General features: G+C 36.5%; 22 protein-coding genes and 2 pseudogenes. 10 read left to right on the forward strand and 14 right to left on the reverse strand.

The features are described 5' to 3' along the window. Positions 1–67: 67 nt before the first annotated feature. From G4D63_RS02725 to G4D63_RS02735, 3 genes are all read right to left on the reverse strand, one after another. The gene (locus tag G4D63_RS02725) at positions 68–247 is read right to left on the reverse strand and encodes a YjzC family protein (protein WP_163177431.1); all 180 of its coding nucleotides are present in this window, start codon (positions 245–247) and stop codon (positions 68–70) included. Between the two features lie 266 nt (positions 248–513). Then, positions 514–828 (reverse strand): metal-sulfur cluster assembly factor, encoded by a 315-nt coding sequence (locus tag G4D63_RS02730; protein WP_163177433.1) that lies wholly within the window; start codon positions 826–828, stop codon positions 514–516. 59 nt (positions 829–887) lie between these two features. Continuing rightward, positions 888–2,213: a Na+/H+ antiporter NhaC family protein gene (locus tag G4D63_RS02735; protein ID WP_163177435.1), complete on the reverse strand. Its 1,326-nt coding sequence runs from the start codon at positions 2,211–2,213 to the stop codon at positions 888–890. A gap of 101 nt (positions 2,214–2,314) precedes the next feature. Between G4D63_RS02735 and G4D63_RS02740 the strand changes: the two genes are divergently transcribed. The 4 genes from G4D63_RS02740 (at position 2,315) to G4D63_RS02755 (ending at position 4,837) form a co-directional block, all read left to right on the forward strand. Beyond that, positions 2,315–3,133: a Cof-type HAD-IIB family hydrolase gene (locus G4D63_RS02740; protein WP_163177437.1), complete on the forward strand. Its 819-nt coding sequence runs from the start codon at positions 2,315–2,317 to the stop codon at positions 3,131–3,133. 103 nt (positions 3,134–3,236) lie between these two features. Next, positions 3,237–3,389: a hypothetical protein gene (locus tag G4D63_RS02745; RefSeq protein ID WP_163177439.1), complete on the forward strand. Its 153-nt coding sequence runs from the start codon at positions 3,237–3,239 to the stop codon at positions 3,387–3,389. 2 nt (positions 3,390–3,391) lie between these two features. Further along, complete coding sequence (locus tag G4D63_RS02750; protein WP_163177441.1) at positions 3,392–3,595, forward strand: DUF3813 domain-containing protein; 204 nt, start codon at positions 3,392–3,394, stop codon at positions 3,593–3,595. 102 nt (positions 3,596–3,697) lie between these two features. Further along, the gene (locus tag G4D63_RS02755; protein WP_163177443.1) at positions 3,698–4,837 is read left to right on the forward strand and encodes a hypothetical protein; all 1,140 of its coding nucleotides are present in this window, start codon (positions 3,698–3,700) and stop codon (positions 4,835–4,837) included. A 68-nt stretch (positions 4,838–4,905) separates the two neighbouring features. Here G4D63_RS02755 and G4D63_RS02760 read toward each other — a convergent pair whose 3' ends face one another. After that, on the reverse strand, positions 4,906–5,061 hold the full coding sequence (locus tag G4D63_RS02760) for a YpzG family protein (RefSeq protein ID WP_163177445.1): 156 nt from the start codon (positions 5,059–5,061) through the stop codon (positions 4,906–4,908). A 131-nt stretch (positions 5,062–5,192) separates the two neighbouring features. Further along, on the reverse strand, positions 5,193–5,615 hold the full coding sequence (fosB, locus tag G4D63_RS02765; RefSeq protein WP_163177447.1) for a metallothiol transferase FosB: 423 nt from the start codon (positions 5,613–5,615) through the stop codon (positions 5,193–5,195). 705 nt (positions 5,616–6,320) lie between these two features. Between fosB and G4D63_RS22325 the strand changes: the two are divergent. After that, positions 6,321–6,563: pseudogene (locus G4D63_RS22325) on the forward strand (HAMP domain-containing protein); the annotation flags it as partial. Further along, the gene (locus tag G4D63_RS22330) at positions 6,558–7,505 is read left to right on the forward strand and encodes a methyl-accepting chemotaxis protein (RefSeq protein WP_420837796.1); all 948 of its coding nucleotides are present in this window, start codon (positions 6,558–6,560) and stop codon (positions 7,503–7,505) included. The pseudogene G4D63_RS22325 and the gene G4D63_RS22330, both read left to right, overlap by 6 nt. Positions 7,506–7,568: 63 nt before the next feature. Here G4D63_RS22330 and G4D63_RS02775 read toward each other — a convergent pair whose 3' ends face one another. Together G4D63_RS02775 and G4D63_RS02780 are read right to left on the reverse strand one after the other, a co-directional pair. Continuing rightward, positions 7,569–8,438 carry a BsuPI-related putative proteinase inhibitor gene (locus G4D63_RS02775; protein WP_163177451.1) on the reverse strand — a complete coding sequence of 290 codons (870 nt, stop codon included), beginning with the start codon at positions 8,436–8,438 and terminating at the stop codon, positions 7,569–7,571. Positions 8,439–8,509: 71 nt separating this feature from the next. Beyond that, on the reverse strand, positions 8,510–9,355 hold the full coding sequence (locus G4D63_RS02780) for a YitT family protein (RefSeq protein ID WP_163177453.1): 846 nt from the start codon (positions 9,353–9,355) through the stop codon (positions 8,510–8,512). 284 nt (positions 9,356–9,639) lie between these two features. On the opposite strand from G4D63_RS02780, the gene G4D63_RS02785 reads away from it, so the two are divergent. Then, complete coding sequence (locus tag G4D63_RS02785) at positions 9,640–10,497, forward strand: DegV family protein (RefSeq protein ID WP_163178367.1); 858 nt, start codon at positions 9,640–9,642, stop codon at positions 10,495–10,497. 92 nt (positions 10,498–10,589) lie between these two features. After that, entirely contained in the window at positions 10,590–10,721 is a 132-nt protein-coding gene (locus G4D63_RS02790) for a DUF3941 domain-containing protein (protein ID WP_163177455.1), read from the forward strand. Positions 10,722–10,747: 26 nt separating this feature from the next. Here the strand turns inward: G4D63_RS02790 and mscL are convergent, their stop codons facing one another. From mscL to G4D63_RS02810, 5 genes and pseudogenes are all read right to left on the reverse strand, one after another. Continuing rightward, positions 10,748–11,203, reverse strand: coding sequence for a large conductance mechanosensitive channel protein MscL (mscL, locus tag G4D63_RS02795; RefSeq protein WP_163177457.1), 456 nt, complete (start codon positions 11,201–11,203; stop codon positions 10,748–10,750). A gap of 65 nt (positions 11,204–11,268) precedes the next feature. Next, positions 11,269–12,219, reverse strand: a complete 951-nt coding sequence (locus G4D63_RS22335) for a methyl-accepting chemotaxis protein (protein WP_420837797.1) — start codon at positions 12,217–12,219, stop codon at positions 11,269–11,271. Further along, positions 12,214–12,921 (reverse strand): annotated as a pseudogene (locus G4D63_RS22340) (sensor histidine kinase); the annotation flags it as partial. The pseudogene G4D63_RS22340 and the gene G4D63_RS22335, both read right to left, overlap by 6 nt. 20 nt (positions 12,922–12,941) lie before the next feature. Beyond that, positions 12,942–13,925: a BMP family lipoprotein gene (locus G4D63_RS02805; protein ID WP_163177462.1), complete on the reverse strand. Its 984-nt coding sequence runs from the start codon at positions 13,923–13,925 to the stop codon at positions 12,942–12,944. A gap of 139 nt (positions 13,926–14,064) precedes the next feature. Continuing rightward, on the reverse strand, positions 14,065–14,925 hold the full coding sequence (locus tag G4D63_RS02810) for a CvfB family protein (protein ID WP_163177464.1): 861 nt from the start codon (positions 14,923–14,925) through the stop codon (positions 14,065–14,067). 179 nt (positions 14,926–15,104) lie between these two features. Here G4D63_RS02810 and G4D63_RS02815 point away from each other — a divergent pair, with 179 nt between their 5' ends. Together G4D63_RS02815 and G4D63_RS02820 are read left to right on the forward strand one after the other, a co-directional pair. Next, the gene (locus G4D63_RS02815) at positions 15,105–15,596 is read left to right on the forward strand and encodes a YajQ family cyclic di-GMP-binding protein (protein ID WP_163177466.1); all 492 of its coding nucleotides are present in this window, start codon (positions 15,105–15,107) and stop codon (positions 15,594–15,596) included. A 98-nt stretch (positions 15,597–15,694) separates the two neighbouring features. After that, positions 15,695–16,567 carry an SDR family oxidoreductase gene (locus G4D63_RS02820; RefSeq protein WP_163177468.1) on the forward strand — a complete coding sequence of 291 codons (873 nt, stop codon included), beginning with the start codon at positions 15,695–15,697 and terminating at the stop codon, positions 16,565–16,567. 115 nt (positions 16,568–16,682) lie between these two features. On the opposite strand, the gene G4D63_RS02825 is transcribed toward G4D63_RS02820, so the two are convergent. Both G4D63_RS02825 and G4D63_RS02830 read right to left on the reverse strand, forming a co-directional pair. After that, positions 16,683–17,405 carry a 3-ketoacyl-ACP reductase gene (locus G4D63_RS02825; RefSeq protein WP_163177470.1) on the reverse strand — a complete coding sequence of 241 codons (723 nt, stop codon included), beginning with the start codon at positions 17,403–17,405 and terminating at the stop codon, positions 16,683–16,685. A 107-nt stretch (positions 17,406–17,512) separates the two neighbouring features. Continuing rightward, positions 17,513–18,991 (reverse strand): alpha-amylase family glycosyl hydrolase, encoded by a 1,479-nt coding sequence (locus G4D63_RS02830; protein ID WP_163177472.1) that lies wholly within the window; start codon positions 18,989–18,991, stop codon positions 17,513–17,515. Between the last annotated feature and the right edge of the window lie 111 nt (positions 18,992–19,102).

Below are 19,102 nucleotides of genomic sequence, written 5' to 3' on the forward strand. Positions count from 1 at the left end.
CGTGCCCCCCGACCATTTTTTATATGTATATGGAAAGCCATCTCGGCAATGAGATGGCTTTTTTTGATCACGGCTTTCGCTTATAGCTCCATTTACGATTGTGGTTAGAAGTTTCAGGAAAAGTATCTCCCGCATTTAAATGAATCTGCTTTGGATTCATTACATTACTTCCTGTCTCACCAATCTCCACATAAATACCGTTATTTGGTGCTTTTTTTCCTGGCATGAATTGACGACTTTGTCCCATCGTGCACCCTCCTTTGTTTAATTGGGTTGCACCTTTATTGTACCCGTTTAAGGCATTTTTTTTCACGATGAACTAACTTGTTATTTGATAAATATTGGTACCAGTAATTTTTCAAATTGCTATATAAACTTTAGTTATTATGATTGTATATGTAATAAGCTCATCAAAAATACCGAATTCATTGATTTTACTATATTTTATCAAGTTATCATCATAACCGGCAATACAATACCTAACAAAAAAACTGCCGACAAAGTCGACAGTCATTAGTTATCTGCAACACCTAAGGCAATTTTCGCATAGCGTGACATCTTATCCTTTGTCCAAGGTGGACTCCAAACGATGTTTACCTCTGTCTCTTTTACCTCTGGCAAGTCGGCTAATGCCCTTTTTACTTCATCTGCAATCGTTCCTGCTAATGGACAACCCATCGAAGTAAGAGTCATTGTAACTGTAGCGACTCCCTGTTCATCTAGATCGACTCCGTAAACAAGCCCTAAGTTGACGATATCAACGTTTAATTCAGGGTCATTTACTGTCTCTAAAGCGCCATACATGCTTTCCTCCATTGCTTGATCCATCCATGTAACCCCCTTTCAAGTCATTTCTATCCTAAGTATACCCTACATGCTAAGAGCGTTTAAAGAGATGTGCTTACTTCCGGTATATTTGAAGTATTTCTATTTCTTCTAGTCATATGATAAGAAAAAATTAAGGTGACAAAAGGTAGACTCCACAGGTAAATAGCATAGATTAGATAATCAAGAATCGGCACTCTTAGAATGGTACTACACATAATTGCCAGTACACTCCAGGGAATCATACCCGCAAATAACATTGATGAATCCGCCATAACTCTGGCTAACTGATCTCTATGCTTAGATTTTGTCCAATCTGACAGAAAAGTTCTCCCTGTTAAGATAATTGGTAATGTTTGATTGCATGCCAATAATGATATAAACATGGTTGCACACATTGTTTTCCAGGTTTTTGCTAGTAATGTTTCGGAGGATTGTAACCATCTTGTTAAAAAAGAGTGAAAGATCCCTAGTGCTTCTACGATCCCATTATACGCGCCAGCTAATCCTATGAAGGCTACTAGTGAAATCATCTTTTCAAGTCCACCTCCTGATGTTTTCGTCCCATTCCAAAGAACGTCAAATTGTAGCGGAACTCCTTGATAAAACACCATAATAACTAATGCAGCAGCAATGCTCACCATAAAACAAGTTTTAATATTGAATCGTATAAGTGCTAGTAATATAAGTAAAATGATAGGAATCATGACAATGATATTCCCCTCAAATTTACTCACCATGAGTGAATCCATTTTCTCCTTCAACTGAATGTCTGCTATAAAGAAGAAGAGTAGCGAAAGACCAATACCAACAGATCCACTTTTCCATAGTGTTTTTTGAAACAACTTACGATTAATTTCTAATGTATTAGATAAAAGCTGATTGGCACTAGAAAAGAGAGACGTTCGATCCCCGACAAACGCACCAGAGACTAGTGCACCTGCTGTTAATTCTACTGATAATCCTAGGGTGTGAGCTGCTCCTATGATTGGAATTCCTATGGCACTAAGTGAACCGACACTAGTTCCAAGTATCATTGAAACGAGTAAGGTACTTAAAAATGCTGATATGAAAAAATAGTCTGGATTCATAAATGAAAGTATGAGCTGAACCATACCATCGATGGTGCCTGCTGCTTGCCAAGAAGGCAATAAAAGCCCAACTAATGTTAGAATTAACATTACTTCCTTTGTTTTCATGAACCCCTGTAAGGCATACTGAAAAAGCTCACGAAGAGCATTCCCTTTTTTAAAACATAGATAAAATAAAAATAAAAACCCCGGCATAAATCCAATCAATAAAAGGATGTTAAACATTATGGACCAGGCAATACCTGCCAAGGTAACCAAAATAATTAAAGCAACTTCAAAAAGAGTAAAGTTTTTCATATGACACCTACTTCATGACTATTTAGAAAAAGTGGACAATAGAAATTAAATAACGGTAAACTTAAAACAATATCAAGAGAATAATACTAGAGGAGAAAATCATGATACAACCACATTTAATTGCTGTTGATTTAGATGGAACCTTATTAACAGAAGAAAAAGTGATCTCAGAGCGGACTAAAAATGCCTTACAAGATGCAATGAACCAGGGGCATCATGTCGTTATTGCTACCGGCAGACCGTTTCGTATGAGTGATCGCTATTATAAAGAATTAGAACTATCAACACCTATTGTTAACTTTAATGGAGCTTTTGTCCACCACCCTACTTCTTCCACTTGGGGTACATATCATTCGCCTATTAATATTAAGACAGCACAAGAGATCGTAGAGGCCAGCGAAAGCTTTACGATTAAAAATATCTTGGCTGAAGTAATCGATGATGTTTACTTTCATTATCATGATTCGCATTTTATTGATCTTTTTAGTGGTGGAAGTACGAAGATATCTACCGGTAATTTACTTCAAACACTTTCAAATGATCCTACTTCCATCTTAATACATGCGGATGAAGAAAAGGTATCAGAAATTAGAACGCACTTATCAGATGTTCATGCAGAGGTTATTGATCATCGAAGATGGGGTGCCCCTTGGCATGTTATTGAAATCGTAAAAAGTGGACTAAATAAGGCAGTAGGTCTAAAGCGTATTGCAGAGTATTATGGAGTACCAACAGAACGAATTATTGCATTTGGTGACGAAGATAACGATTTAGAAATGATTGAATATGCAGGACATGGAGTAGCGATGGGCAACGCTATCGCCGAACTTCAGAATATATCTTCTTTTGTAACGAAGACGAATGAAGAAGATGGAATTGCTCATTACCTAGAAGAAATATTAAAACTACCAAAAAGATAACTTTTTTAGCAAATTATCTCTCGAATAGGTTTCTTGCTTCCATCGCAAGCTAACAAATGACGCTAAAAACAAGCGTTACTTATCTTAAGGGGGGAATGGAGTCATGGGTCGAAGCAATAAATCCAAGCGCTTTGTTCAACAAGGCACAGATTTTGTTACTAAGCATGATGAAAGAATCCCGTATCATTCAACTTTGGCAGAAGCTGAAGAGAAGAAGTTAGAAAATGTTGAAAAAAGCTCTTACGGGGGCGTATAAGAATGGCTAATCAACTTTTTCAAAAAGCCCGAGAAACAGTTGCAATTGCCAAACAAGCCTCTAACGGAAATAGCTCAACTGATGTTAACCAAGCGATTGATATCGCAAAAAATGCTTTATCATCAGCTTATGCGAATTCAACAGTAGCTGAACAAGAGCAGTTACGTGTGTTACAAGATGAGTTAGATCAAATTCAATCAAGATAAGTTTCCTCACCTGCGGAGATTACTCCGCAGGTCTCTCTTTTCTTATACATATGGTTCTGTTACTATTTATATATTCTGTACTATCGGGGAGAAGCTACATAAATGAAGGTCATTTCTTTAAAAAACAATTCATCGAATGAACATTATTATCCAATCGATCTTATTGACTCATCACTATTTTATCTATCCAAAACAACCACTGTCTTTCCAGTGGCTGATTTTACAATTTATGAGAAGAAAGGGCAAAGAACAAAGGCTATTCATTCTGTTCGCGATGCCATTGAATTTCCTTATGAATTTCCTTTTCTTAGCTATGCCGTTCGCATCGTATCAACTAATCAAGTATTTTATACGTTTTACAGGTTTAATCTACTTAGCAAAGAAATTTCTGAAATTGGTTCTGTCCATTTCCCTTTCGATGCAGAGCTAGAAGGTGTATTCATGACTCAATCAGAAGTCATGTTTATTATTAGAAAGATGGATCCAAATAGCTATGATGATGAAGTCACCTATTATTTATTTGATGGGAAGAAAGATAAGCAATATGTAATAAACGACACGACCTTTCATGAGTCCATATCTACCCCTACCATCTTTGCTCATAAAGGGGAACCTTACCTCCTGCTAAACCCCTTCTATTCTGAAACATGGGAAAAAGAAGATCTAGCAAGAAATCAAGATTCTCTAAAAGTTAAAGAGTACATCGGGGTCATTTCATTAAAGCAGTATATAAAAGATGTTAAAGCAGAGTTTCCGATTCATCCATATATACTAGATGAAATGGGTGGAAATGGTTTTATTCGGGTGATAGCTGAAAATGCAGATTACATCTACTATATCAGGAAGGAATTCCACCAAAGTAAAGAAGAACTAATTGAACTAAATAAAGATACCTTTCAGAAAAACAGTTATCCACTTCCAAAAGGATTTTCCTACCATTCTATTCGGATCTTTAATGACACGGTATATTTTGTTTCAACCGAAGAGGATTACTTCTACTCTCCTATGAAAAAGGAGATTTTTAGACTTGAACATACCTATTTTCAGCATTTACCTGGGGTTATGAATGTTTATGTACATTACATGGATGAACGTTATATCGTAGCTGATTGTTGGACTAGAAATCACGGTGAAGATCTATTTTATGTGGCCATAATAGATAAAAAAGCTCGTGACATTCAATATTTTGAAGATAAATCTCTAGGCTGTGAAGTCATTGACCAAACAGTTGTCATTTACTAACACACTTATTAAACAAGAGAAAGAAGACAGAAACTGTCTTCTTTCTTTTTGTGTTTTTTAGAAATGCCTTAAAACATCCTGTGTGCCTTTGCATTACTCAACGCTCTGATAATGGACTGAGATCTCATTGTATGTCCATTAACTTGTGAGCTTGCGTGCTTCGGTCTAGTCCAATTATGGTGAAACAATTGAGAATGTGGATCTAAATGATCTTTATAACTCATGCGTACTCACCTCATCGTTAGGATTAGGAATTTCTAAAAAATCGTTGATATTACAAGGAATATCACCTTTAATATGTGGAGTAATATGGAGAAACATACATTAGAATGAAATCCAATATTTGCTGTTACATTTATTCAAAGAACTCCATATGTGTTTTTTCTGCTTTGTAATAGTCTAAGCGATCCTGTAGTGTCCCGGTATGAAATTCAAATTTGTGACCATCAGGGTCTGTAAAATAAATGGATTGTTTGTCTTTTGCATCCCTGGTTCGCCCTTTTAAAATTCTAATATTGTTCTGGTTAAGTTTAGCTGAAATCGCTTCAAAATCTTTTTCTTCAACTGTAAAAGCAATATGTGTGTAAGAATGCTCTATTTCAGAACGCGGAATATCCTTTTCAAGATTTAGTGCAATCCATAAACCATTCAAGTCAAAATATGCGGTATTCCTTCCCTTCACAACTATTTTTGCATCAAATACCTCCTGATAAAAACGAATTGAATCCTCTAAATTAGAAACTGAAAATAAAAGATGATTAACTCCTTTAACTAACATAGTTACACTCCATTCATTCATTGTCTAAACTTTTATACTAAGCATATAGGAATCGATGACTATGACAAGAAAAAAATAGGAATACAGGGTGATTCTCAAAAATTGAAAACTACAAGACAATAGACGATAGACAGATGATTCGCTCTCTTAGCATTCTAAGATGAATGTCATTATGTTAAATAACCATTATTTTAAGGAGCTTGCCACATGAAATCAATCCGCACAAAACTATTACTAGGTTTTGGAATTATTCTGTTATTAGTCGTAGTTATGTCAATCTTTACAATCGTAAATACAGGTAAGACAAATAATCTTGCTGAGGAACTTGTTACTGATGATCTTGAAGAATTAATTATATATCAAACATTGAGATTCAATATGGCTGAACGTATTGCTGTCACCCGTGGATATCTGTTATACGGTGATCAAGAATTGAAGGATAAGTTCTTTGCCTACACCGAAGAAAGTAAACAGTTAGAAAAGGATATACAAGGTTATTTATCAGATACTGAACGCCCACTTGCTGAGGAAATCATTACTAAAAGTATTGCATGGGGCGATTATATTACTAAAAATGTATATGATGTGTACGATCAAAATCAAGCTGCAGCAATTGAGAACAATAAACTAGTAAGAGAAGATGCAGTAGAAATTATGAATTTATTGGGATCAGCTGTTGAGGAAGAAAATAAGACCGTTCAAAATATGGGTAAAGATATATTAACCAATGGAAAGGCAACTGAATCCTCCAATATTGTTATTTCGATTATCGTTATTCTTGCGGGAATAGGAATTGCATTCTTTGTAGCAAACTTGATTGTTAAACCGATTCTACAAGTTGTTGGTCGTTTACAAACTGTTGCTAGTGGTGATTTTTCCGGAGAGGAAATGGTAACAAAGTCAAAGGATGAAGTTGGAACTCTGATTAAAACAATGAATAAGATGGTGACTGAACTTCGCTCTGTGATTGAACAGGTTCGTAATACGTCTGAACAAGTGGCAGCATCTTCTGAAGAACTTACTGCTAGTGCAGAACAAACTAGTACTGCAACAGAACAAATTTCTACAGCAATCCAGGAAGTGTCTGAAGGATCAAATGAGCAGGTTTCTACTGTTAAAAAATCCAATGAAATTGTGTTAGAAATATCAAAGGGCATGAATCAAGTAGCTTCCTCGATTCAATCTGTTGCCGAACTTACAGTGGAAACAACTGAAAAGTCTAACGAAGGTAATACTGTAGTAGAACGCACCATTCAACAGATGAACGACGTTCAAATGCAAGTTTCAGAAACTTCAGTAGTTATAAATGCATTGGGAGATAAATCAAAAGAAATTGGACAGATTGTGGATCTAATTAGCCAAATTGCTAACCAAACAAATCTTTTAGCTTTAAATGCAGCAATAGAAGCAGCTAGGGCAGGTGAGCATGGCCGTGGATTTGCAGTTGTAGCCGATGAAGTGAGAAAGCTTGCTGAACAATCAGGGCATGCTGCTGGACAAATCGGTAGTTTAATCAGTGACATTCAAGCTGAAACAACCAAAGCAGTAGATGCAATGGAAAGGGGTACTCTATCCGTCAATGATGGGATGAATTTAGTTCAACAATCAGGCAGTTCTTTCAAAGAAATTACGAAAATGATTGAAGTGATTTCATCACAATCTCAAGAAGTCTCAGCTATTGTTGAAGAAGTAACTGCTGGCTCCACAGACATGGTAGAAATGATTGAAAATGTTGCAAACATTAGTGAACAATCGTCTAGTAATGCACAAAATGTTGCAGCAGCAGCGGAAGAACAACTAGCGTCAATGGAAGAAATCTCATCTTCTGCTCATTCATTATCAAACATGGCTGAAGATTTACAAAACCTTGTACGAAAATTTAAGATCTAATCAAAAAGCATCCCGGATGGGATGCTTTTTTGATTAGTAGTGCCTATTAAACATAAGAACACCTTAAAACTCTTCTAACGTTACAACGCAAGAGTTAATAATAGAACCATCCTTAGCACTTCTTTCATAAATCCGTGCAGTTAGTACACCCTGTTCAGGCAACTTATTCTCTGGAATGGAAATTTTCAATTCAAAAGTTGACCATGCGGGTGCTCCCTCATTAGCAAAGAAAGGTGTTTCCTTAACAATCTCATAGTGGCCATCTTCTACAGAGTACATGAAAACTGCCTCGAATACTCTTGCCTCTCCTGTAATAACATACTCTCCTGCCTCACCAGTAACTTTTATGTTTCGAAACGCAGGATTCTCTGACTTCGATTCCTCTTGACTTTCTTCCGTAGTTGATTGGTTAATACTTGATAACGACTCTACAGTAAAGTTCTCTTCTGCTTTAAAGTAGTCTTTTTCAAGTTTATTACCGTTCACTTCCATTGGAATAACAAAGGCAACAACTGTGTAAACACCTTCGTCCACTAACTCTCCATCCTTTTTATAGTCCCAAACGTCCTCATAGGTGACAGTCTCACCTGCTTCAAGGGTGATGGTTTCTAAAGCCATCGTAAACATTTTCCCCTCTGAGAAACGATAAACCTTCTGACCAGCTTCATTAGTAACAACAATTTCAAACTTTTGCCCAGAGGAAAATGTAAATTGTGCAGCTTCTTCCCCCTTATTCTGAAAATTGATTGTAAACCTCACATTTTCTTTTGTTTGGTTCACCTCAAGAGTTGTTTCAAAATTTGCTAGATCAATTGAAGATGCTGTTGTCTCAGCTGATTCTTCAGTATTTGTGTCTGTCGTTATTTCTTGATTTGAATTACCGCATCCCGTCAAGACCATCACCAAACCTATTATATAAATAAATGCTCGCATGCTTTCATTCCTCCTGTAAAAGACTCTTCTCCAATTATGGTCGGATTTCTGCTCTTAAAGTTACAAAGAAGCTACCCATCTTTTCGAAAAAATCCAAATACCCCTGTGGATTGAACGATATTAGTAAAAGCATTTTCATCCACTTCTTTAATGGTTCGTTCAAGGTCATATAACTCGTATCTAGTAATAACAATCATCATCATTTCTTTTGATTCGTTCGTGAATGCACCTTTAGCTGGTAGGATCGTGATTCCTCTGACAAGCTTAGATTGAATGGCCTGTTTTAGTTCTGTACTTTTCTTCGTAATAATCATAGCTGTTAGCTTTTCATGTCTGGTGTGAATAGCGTCAATAACTCGTGTAGAAACATATAAGGCAACTAATGTATATAGAGCTTGCTCCCAATTGTATAGCAAACCAGCTGCAATAATGATGACTGAGTTTAACATAAAGATATAAGTGCCGACTGGACGATCTTTCATTCTGGATAACACCATAGCGATAATATCCACGCCGCCAGTTGAAGCACCCCACTTTAACGTTAGTCCAACCCCAACAGCCACAATTACGCCACCAAATACAGCGTTTAGAAAAATATCCTCTGATACCGAATAAACGGGGATTATCTCCAAAAAGAATGTAGTAATCCCAACACTTAAAAAACTATATAGTGTAAAAGACTTCCCAACTTTTTTCCAACCAAGTATCGTAACTGGAATATTCAACAGAAATAAAAGTACCCCTGTTGAAATAAAAAAAGGAGTGTAATCTTGAACTAGACTTGCAATTAGCTGTGCAACCCCTGTAAATCCACTTGCATATACATGAGCAGGAATTAAAAAGAGATTTAATCCTATCGCGCTTAGTAGAGCTCCTATAATAACAATTATAATTTTCTTACTCTCTCCCAAAATCATGGAAATCCTCCTTATTATCCCTATAGACTTAATGTTACCCAATCCGTTCATTTGAAACCGGAAAAATATACTTTTTCATGTAAATATCCAAATTGGCTTATACTATGTTCACATCAAAAAGTAAATCAACCACGTAACACAGATAATATGTTAGTTGTTATAAGAACATTCAATTTGAGTAAAGTTCATATTCAGCAGAATTGATAGCCAATTATGCCTAATTTCTATTAAAATTTTGTGTGAAGAGTTATATTTACATATATAATGCAAGTAGAGGTGATGAAATAATGATTAAACTACTAACTGATAGTGGCTGTGATTTACCAAAGGAATATCTTGATCAGGAAAAGGTACATCTGTTTCCCTTAGTTGTTCACTTAGATGGGGAAGACTATTTTGATATGGAAACAATTGATTCATCAAAAATATATGAAGCAATGAGAAATGAGCTTGTTCCGAAGACCTCACAGGTTCCACCAACAAGATTTGAAGACACGTTTACTGCACTAGCAAAGGAAAAGGCTGAGGTATTTTACGTATCCTTTTCATCTGAGCTCTCTGGAACATACCAGACTGCCAGAATGATGGCAGAACAAGTTAAAGAACAATTCCCAGATTTTAAAATTACGGTTTTGGATACAAAATGTGCTTCTTTAGGCATGGGATTAGTTGTAAGAAAAGCTGTTGAACTCATAGAGAGTGGTCTTACATACAGTGAAGTGGTTGAACAAACCACGTTCTTCGCAGAGCATATGGAGCATATTGTGACAGTTGACAACCTAGATTATCTGGCAAGAGGTGGAAGAGTTTCTAAGGCTTCTGCTTTTGTAGGAGGATTACTCAATATTAAACCTCTGCTACATGTTGATGAGGGTAAATTAATCCCGATCGAGAAAATTCGTGGTCGTAAAAAAGTGTTGCAAAGAATGATTGATCTAATGAAAGAACGTGGACAAGACTTAACAAGTCAAACGATTGGTATTAGTCATGGAGAAGATGAAGAAACAGCCTTGTTCCTTCAAGAGAAAATTAAGGAACAGTTAGGCTGTGAAACTTTTCTCATTACAAAAATCGGCTCAGCAATTGGAGCACATGCAGGACCTGGAACGATTGGACTTTATTTTGTAAACAAACTACAATGATTGAATTGTGCGCATTCTTAATGGTTCTTACATAAAGATTGCATTTTCTACAAACGCTAAGGATGTACCTTTATTTTGAGAGGAGCATCCATATGCGTCATACAAGTGATAATGACAAAAAAGCCTTTGATAATAATGCTAAACGTGCCCAAAAGAATGAAGAGCGAGAAGAAAATCGCCAGAAGGGTAAGCGTCAATATTCAAAGAAAACAGATCATTTATAAAAGCTTGGCAGATGCCAAGCTTTTATTTATGTAGTAACTAAGTCTAAGTCAGCCGTACATTGTGGACATTTTATCGCTTTAAGGGGAATAGCTGTAATACAATAAGGACACTTCTTATCTGTAGGTGCAGATGGTACCTTTTCCTCTTTTCTTTTCAGCTTATTAATTTTTCGAATCACGAGAAAAATGACAAAAGCTGTGATTAAAAATTGGATAATATTATTTAAAAAGATTCCGTAATTAATCGTAGCGGCCCCAGCCTCTTGTGCCTCTGAAAGAGATTTATAATCTTTATTTCCAAGCGTGTAAAATAAATTTGTAAAGTCCACTTTTCCAAGTAACATACCAATTGGTGGCATCACTATATCATTTACAAGTGAAGAAACGATCTTATTAAATGCTCCACCAATAATAACACCCACCGCTAAATCAATTACATTTCCCTTAACCGCAAATTCTTTAAATTCCTTTATTAACCCCATTTCAACTCTCCTTTCTGTATCATACTTTGCACAAAAAAGGTCAGCAATATTTGCTGACCTTAAAATTAACTCAACTTAAATTGAGATAACATTTGATTTAGTTCATTTGTTAAATCTCTCATTGCTGTCACTTTGGCTGCAAGCTTTCCGAATGCTTGTAGTTGTTCAGTTGTAGACGCTGAAATTTCTTCACTTCCTGCAGCAGACTGCTGTACAACTGAGCTTATATTGCCAACTGAATCTAACACTTGGTTACCAATTTTTTTAGATTGTGACATCCCATCCACAATTCCTTGAATGTGGGAGGAAATGTTTTGTACCTTTTGATCAATAGTTTCAAATGCCTCATTCGTAACAATCATTGATTGTTCCTGCTTCTGAGCAATGTCTACCCCTTGATTCACTGATTTAACAATTTCAGATAATCCCGCTTGAATATGTTCAACCATGCTGAAAATTTCTGCGGTTGCTTTTGTTGATTCCTCCGCTAGCTTTCTAACCTCATCTGCAACTACAGCAAAGCCTTTTCCAGCTTCTCCTGCACGAGCTGCTTCGATCGCCGCATTTAAAGCTAGAAGATTTGTTTGGCCAGCAATAGAGGATACCGAAGTAGCCATTTCTTCGATTTTGCTAGCATACCCTGCAAATGCCTTCGTTGCTGTTTCTATTTTATTCGTTGAGGAGATATTTTTAGTTAGAAGATTACGTTGTTCCTCCATCGCTTTTCTTCCTGAACCAATTGAATCCACTGTTTCTAATCCAAAGGCAGCTGTTTGTTTAGAAGCCTCTAGGTTCTTTTCAAACTCTTGATCTAGTTGCTCTACTAGATGCACAGAGTTCTGAAGATCCTCAGAAATGGCTTGTGATCCATGTGAAAGCTCATCAGTTGAGACCGCTACTTGGTTACTAATTTCAACGAGTCCCTTATTCTCATCCTCAATTTCACGTGAAAATTGCTCAACTTTTTTACTTACATTTTCTACTGAACCAATTAACCCTCTTAATTGGTCCACCATTTGAGTAAAGGAGTTGTTTAAGTCACCAATTTCATCATTTTTAGAATAATAAACTTGTTCGACAACAAGGTCCCCTGCTGATACTCTTCTTGCATTCTCTGTTAAAGCTTGTAATGGCTTCGTGATTGAGATGGTTAAACGATAGCTTAAAAGAATAGAAGCAAGTATTAAAATAACAGATCCGATCGCTGCAACTGCAATAACCATTCCAATCTTACTTTTTAAACTTTCTTGTATTTGTTCATAGTGCGTTGATGCGTATAAGTTTAATAGATGTATATCATTAATTACTCCGTCCGTTCGAATGGACTGTCTTTTAACCTCTGCAGCATTATTACTTTCTAATGCTAGTTTAGCTTCAGCATGAAGGTTTTCGAATTTAACTTTAGACTTCTTAATGACTTCACTCATGAGTGGAATAGAACTTAATTGTTCAACAGAATTAAAGCTTTCTTGAGTAGAACTTAGCTGATTAAAAGCTTCTGCTTTATTTCCTTCCGTCATATTGAAAGAGAAATTGTTTAAACTTTGCTTTGTAATCTTTATTTCTGCATCTAAATGTTGCACAGATAGTAAGAATGGTACAAAATTCGTATTGGATTTATCAATCTCAATCATCTTTACAATAATATACCCAATCATAGCAATGGCAAGAACCAAGCCAATCATTGATTGTAACATTAGCTTCTTTTTCAAATTCATAGCATCCACCTCCTTAGGTTTTATTCAGTTACAGTAATAGTTCCTGATTTGATGTTTTCTTTGTTAGTTTCGATTATGTTTAGTTGTTGCTCAGTAAACGGAATAATTCGAATTGGTGCTAGATCCACACCATTTTCCTTTAGTCCTAGCTCAACATGTCCAGTAGGAAGTTCTCCATTTTCAACAAATGTCGAGATTACTTGATAAAGAGCAACATCTACATTTTTGAGCATGGACGTGATCACAGCCTTCTCTGCATAAAAGTATTGATCACTATCAACACCAATTGCATAAATTCCTTTGTTTTGTGCTTCTCTCAATACACCCACTCCGGTAAATCCTGCAGCAGCATACAAGACATCTGAACCATTTGAGATCATTTGACTAGCCATAGTTGCTCCAAGTTGATCATTACCAAAGTCACCAGCATATTCAATAACAACTTCTATATCAGGATTAATAGATTTTGCCCCTTGTAAGAACCCATTAGCAAATTTATTAATTAATGGAACGTCTGCTCCACCAATAAAACCAAGTTTATTCGTTTTTGTTGCCAACGCCGCTGCCACACCTGCTAAGAAGCTTCCCTCATCTTCTTTAAATGTAATGGATGTTATGTTATCAAGCTCTGAGACAGAGTCTATTAAAATGAATTTTTGTTCTGGATATTTTTGTGCAACCTTTTCTATATCTTCTTGAACCATAAAGCCTAAACCAACGACAACATCGTTTTCAGCTTCAACTAGTTCCGTTAGCCCCTGTTCATATGTTTCGGTCTCACTTAACTCACGATAATCAAATAAAATATTTAATTCATCTCTAGCTTTCATCAAACCATGAAAAGCAGCATCGGAGAAGGATTGGTCTCCCAGCCCTACATCTGAAAGCATAATGCCGATCTTGATTGTGTTTACATCTTCAACTGAGCTTAATTGATCTGTAGAAGTACAACCACCGAGTATTAAAGCTAAAATCAACAAAAAAGAGAATAATATTTTCCTCATTTTTTCACTCCTTATTTTAAATCATATCGATTTTATCGACATGATTCGACTTTAATTTAGCAATTTGTAAGAAGTAAAAATTGTAAGTTTATACTGAAAATAAAAAAAGGCTACTGAATAATTCCAGTAGCCATCCCATCTATTTTCTAGAGGTAAAGTAGGTCCAACCATCCTCTTGATATACTTTTTCTTCCTTCATTAGCTTTCCTAATGCACGTTTGAAAGCACCCTTACTCATTTCAAATCTTGCTTGGATATCTTCACTGTTACTCTTATCCCAATATGGCATCGCACCACCACGACCCTCCATATATTCATAAATAACCTGAGAGTCCTCATCCATGCCTTCATGGGCTCTAGGTAATAATGAAACATTAACTGTTCCATCTTCCTTCACATCGATAATTCTTCCTTCGATCGTTTGTCCTAAACGGGGCTCTACTCTACGCTGAGAATCATGAATAAACCCGATGTACTTTTCTTCAGTTAGCATATATGAACCAATTTTTACGGTTCTATATATAACCCCTCTTACATTTTTATTAAAAGCATTTCTCGATGCTGCCATGGAAAGTTCTTGTATGACAGGATCTGTTGCAAGCTTCGCAAACAAACGACCATTTCGGTCTAGCTTTAGACTACAATAAAGTCGGTCACCCTCAGTTGGCCACACTTCCTCGAACAAGGGTAAATCATCTCTAGACACTAACATATCCTTTGTAAGCCCAATATCAATGAAGACACCTAGTCCTTCATTAACACCCACTACGTCAACCCAATCATAAGTTTCCATAGTAATCTTTGGTGTCTTCATCGTTGCAATAGGTCTACCTTCATGGTCATGGTAGACAAATACCTCTATTTGGTCATCTAAATCGATCTCACCTATTACCTCTTTGTTTGGTAGTAATACCTCTTCGTTTTCATCTGTCACATAAAATCCAAAATCAACTTCTCTATTTACAATTAGAGTTTGAATCATACCTGGATTAATTGCCATTTATGTACCCACCTTTTAATTGATATCCTAGATATCATTGTTTCCATTTCGAACCATTATATCACTATTTTATTCACAAGGTAGTGATATTTAATCTTCTAGGTATGATAACTTGTCTTAAAAGGGTTATATTTTGTACAATATGTTCATAGATGAATACATACGGAGGGGATGAATAAATGTCAAAGGAAAGCTCATTTGATATTGTTTCAAAGGTAGAACTACCAGAGGTCACAAATGCAATAAGCATTGCATTAAAAGAAATACAAACTCGTTATGATTTTAAAGGAAGCAAAAGTGATATTTCATTAGACAAGGAGGAGCTTGTACTTGTTTCTGATGATGAATATAAATTAGAGCAGCTTAAGGATGTACTGATTAGTAAGCTCATTAAAAGAGGAGTTCCCACTAAAAACATCGATTACGGGAAAATTGAAAAAGCTTCAGGTGGAACTGTTCGCCAAAGAGGCAAGCTAGTTCAAGGGATTGATAAAGAAAATGCTAAAAAGATCAATACGTTAATTAAAAACTCTGGTCTAAAAGTGAAAAGCCAAATACAAGATGATCAGATCCGTGTTACCGCTAAGAGCCGTGATGATTTACAGGCGATCATCTCAGCAGTAAAGCAGGCGGATTTAACAGTTGAAGTCCAGTTTATGAACTACCGATAAAACAAAAGACGGAAGCACTAAAATAACAGAGTAGTTTACTCTGTTATTTTTTTGTATATTCGGCATACTAACCCTTAGACGTTAGTAAGGGGGATATTATGAGCAATAATCAAAAACAAACACACCAAACTTTGCCTCCTCAGCATCAGGACCGACAGCCTGGGATAGAATCAGAGATGAATCCTACTCCTGTTTCCGTTGATTCTAGCTATAGAGGGAGCAATAAACTTCAAGGAAAGACAGCCGTGATTACAGGTGGTGACAGTGGTATAGGAAAGTCTGTTGCCATTTACTTTGCAAAAGAAGGCGCAAACGTTGTTATTATTTATTTGGATGAGCACGAGGATGCTAATTCAACAAAACAATTAGTAGAAGCGGAAGGCTCAAAGTGTCTGTTGCTAGCAGGTAATGCTGGTAATGAACATTTTTGTCAGGAAGCTGTGCAACAGACTATACAAACTTTCGGTAGTATAGATATTGTTGTAAACAATGCTGCTGAACAACATCCGCAGAATAGTATTGAGGAAATTACAGCCGAACAACTAGAAAAGACTTTTAGAACCAATGTTTTTTCATATTTTTACTTAACAAAGGCTGCCCTTCCTCATTTAAAAGAAGGAAGCTCCATTATCAATACAACATCCATTACTGCATATGAGGGAAATGAAAAGCTACTTGACTATTCCTCCACAAAAGGAGCAATCGTAACCTTCACACGCTCCTTATCTAAACAATTAATCAATCGTGGCATTCGAGTAAATGGCGTTGCGCCGGGTCCAATTTGGACACCATTAATTCCATCGACTTTCACAAGTGAAGAAGTTGCAAGCTTCGGAGCTAATACACCGATGAAACGTCCTGGACAGCCATGTGAACTAGGTCCAAGCTATGTCTTTTTAGCATCTAACGACTCTTCCTATATGTCTGGACAAATTCTTCATATTAATGGTGGTACCATTGTAAATGGGTAGTTAGTAGATTTCTGAAAATCTACATGGTTCTGGTCCTTCATCTCTAGAATGAAGGATTTTCTTTTCACACAAAAAAAGACGTGAATCTAGTATGATTCACGTCTTTTTCTTTTACTTATGAAGGATTTGTTGACCATAATCCCGCTGATTTAACAAATACTCGACGATTCAACTTTAATTGGGAGACGATTAACTCTGCAAGATCTTCTGGTTGCATGAACTTCTCTAGATTATTTTCACTAATCAAATTAGTATCAAAAGCAAGATCAGTTGCTACCGTGCTTGGCGTTAAAGCACTTACTCGAATATTATGCTTTCTTACCTCTAACATTAGTGACTCCGTTAACCCTAGGACCGCGAATTTAGATGCACTATAAGCACTTGTTACAGGAGCTCCTTTTTGACCTGCTGAAGAGGATATATTAATGATATCTCCTGACTTATTTTCTATCATGTCAGGTAACACCGCTCTTGTCACATTATAAACTCCCATAAGATTTACTTTAATAATGTTTTCCCACTCTTCAGGTGTTAAGTCAAGAAATCCACCAAATTTAGCAGTCCCAGCATTGTTTACTAGTATATCAATAGAGCCTAGGTCTTGTTTAATATGGTCTACTGCACTATGTACTGACTCTAGATCTGCAACATCGGCTACAGCCGCAGAAGCGTCCACATCAAACTCTGACAATTCTGCAACTACCTTTTCTAGATTATTCATAGTCAACCCTACTAATCCAACGTTTACGCCTTCCTTAGCAAGAGCAATAGCAGTTGCCCTTCCAATTCCACGACCTGCACCTGTGATTAGAGCCGTTTTACCTTTTAAATTTTCCACTACTTTTACCTCCAGTTTGATTCATTAGTAATTATGCGATGTATAATATTTTAGTATCAAAGGCTGTATAGTGATACCTCATTAAGACACTAGTTTAGCTTGTCCAATTACTCATCTTTTCCCGCACTTTTTGACTTTCTCTTCACAAGATAAATAAATATCCCAAACGCTGACCAAACTCCAACCATTCCTATAATGAACATCCAGTTAATACCTGTCTGTTCATGTAGCATAAAAATGTTAGCTGTTTCTCTGTCCATTACTAGTAAGTACCTGTCTTCGTTGGCTCGAACGATTTCATCGCTTAAAAGTGCTCGAAGCTCTTGATTCTCACCAATTACTTCGACTGGTATGTCAGCAGTAATCGTTTCACTAGCATTATTGATCGCAATAATAGTAGATTCTTCTTCAAAAGTCCTTTTAAAAACTGCCATACCTTTTTGATTGAAGATCAATTCAAAGTCTCCATGTCGAAGCGAGGAATGGTGTTTTCTGATTTCTGCAAGCTTCGTCATATAATCTACAATTACCTTGTCTGCCCTAAACGCCATCATTCTATGATTGTCAGGAACCTGTCCTCCATCTAAAGCAATTTCCGTACCATAATAAATCATCGGAATTCCTGGCGCTCCATATAGGTAGGTAAGTGCTAGCTTTAGGCGGGTCTCGGGATTTTGCCTCTTTTCGATGAGCTCCCTTGTAAAACGAACAGTCTGGTCATTGTCAATGAAATTTCCAATGACAAACGGATTTTCAAGGGTTGTTTGGTGTTGCTTGGAGATTTGATAAAGCTCGTCCAACGACTGATCAACCTCCCGGAAAGTTGAACTTGCCTCTTCGTAAAAAGAATAATCTCCAGATGCATCTAGTAGGTCATCGTTAACCATACGATCACTAATTAGAAACAGGTCTTCTTTTGATTTCTTTACTTCTGCTGAGAATCTCTCCCAAAATGCTACTGACGGTATATGTGCATTAACTAAGCGGTAGCCATCGATATCTGTTTCAGATACCCACCACTTGGCCATCTCTATAAGATATTGTTCCACCTCTGGAGTTTCATGTAGAAGCTGGGGGATATCCGTTACGAGAACACCATCTTCTCCTGCTTCTGTATACCAGTCAGCTTTTTCAGGGTCAGCCAACCATTCGTGAGTAGTAGCAATGTGAGTGATTGGTAAGTCAACGATGACCTTTATGTTCTTCTCATGAGCAGCCTGAACTAATTGCTTAAATTCCTCTATTGTTCCAAAGTGCTCTTCAGTTTCATAGAAATCTTGAGGCCAATATCCGTGATAACCATCAGTTTCGTTATCTATGATTGGTGATAAAGAAATCGTTGTAAATCCTAGGTCTTTTATATAATCTAGCTTTTCTATTATTCCTTTAAAATCTCCCCCCTGATAAGTGAGTGGGTTTTGAATTGAAACATTGTGGTCATTTGTTACATCTCCATTATAAAAACGATCGATTGTTATTGAATAAATGATTTCATCCTGCCAATTTCGTGCTTCTTCTTCAACCGCCTTCGTTTGGCTTGAAAAAAGAAGAAATGGAATCAGCCACATAAGTATCTTCCTGCTCAACTTTGTTCCTCCCTGTACCGTTCTCTATAAACCTTACTAGAGTAGTCATCTTATTCTAATAATAAACCTATTACCTAAGTGACATTATACATAGAAACGGGGTATTGACCA

The organism is Bacillus mesophilus (assembly GCF_011008845.1).
Classification (GTDB): Bacteria; Bacillota; Bacilli; order Bacillales; family SA4; genus Bacillus_BS; species Bacillus_BS mesophilus.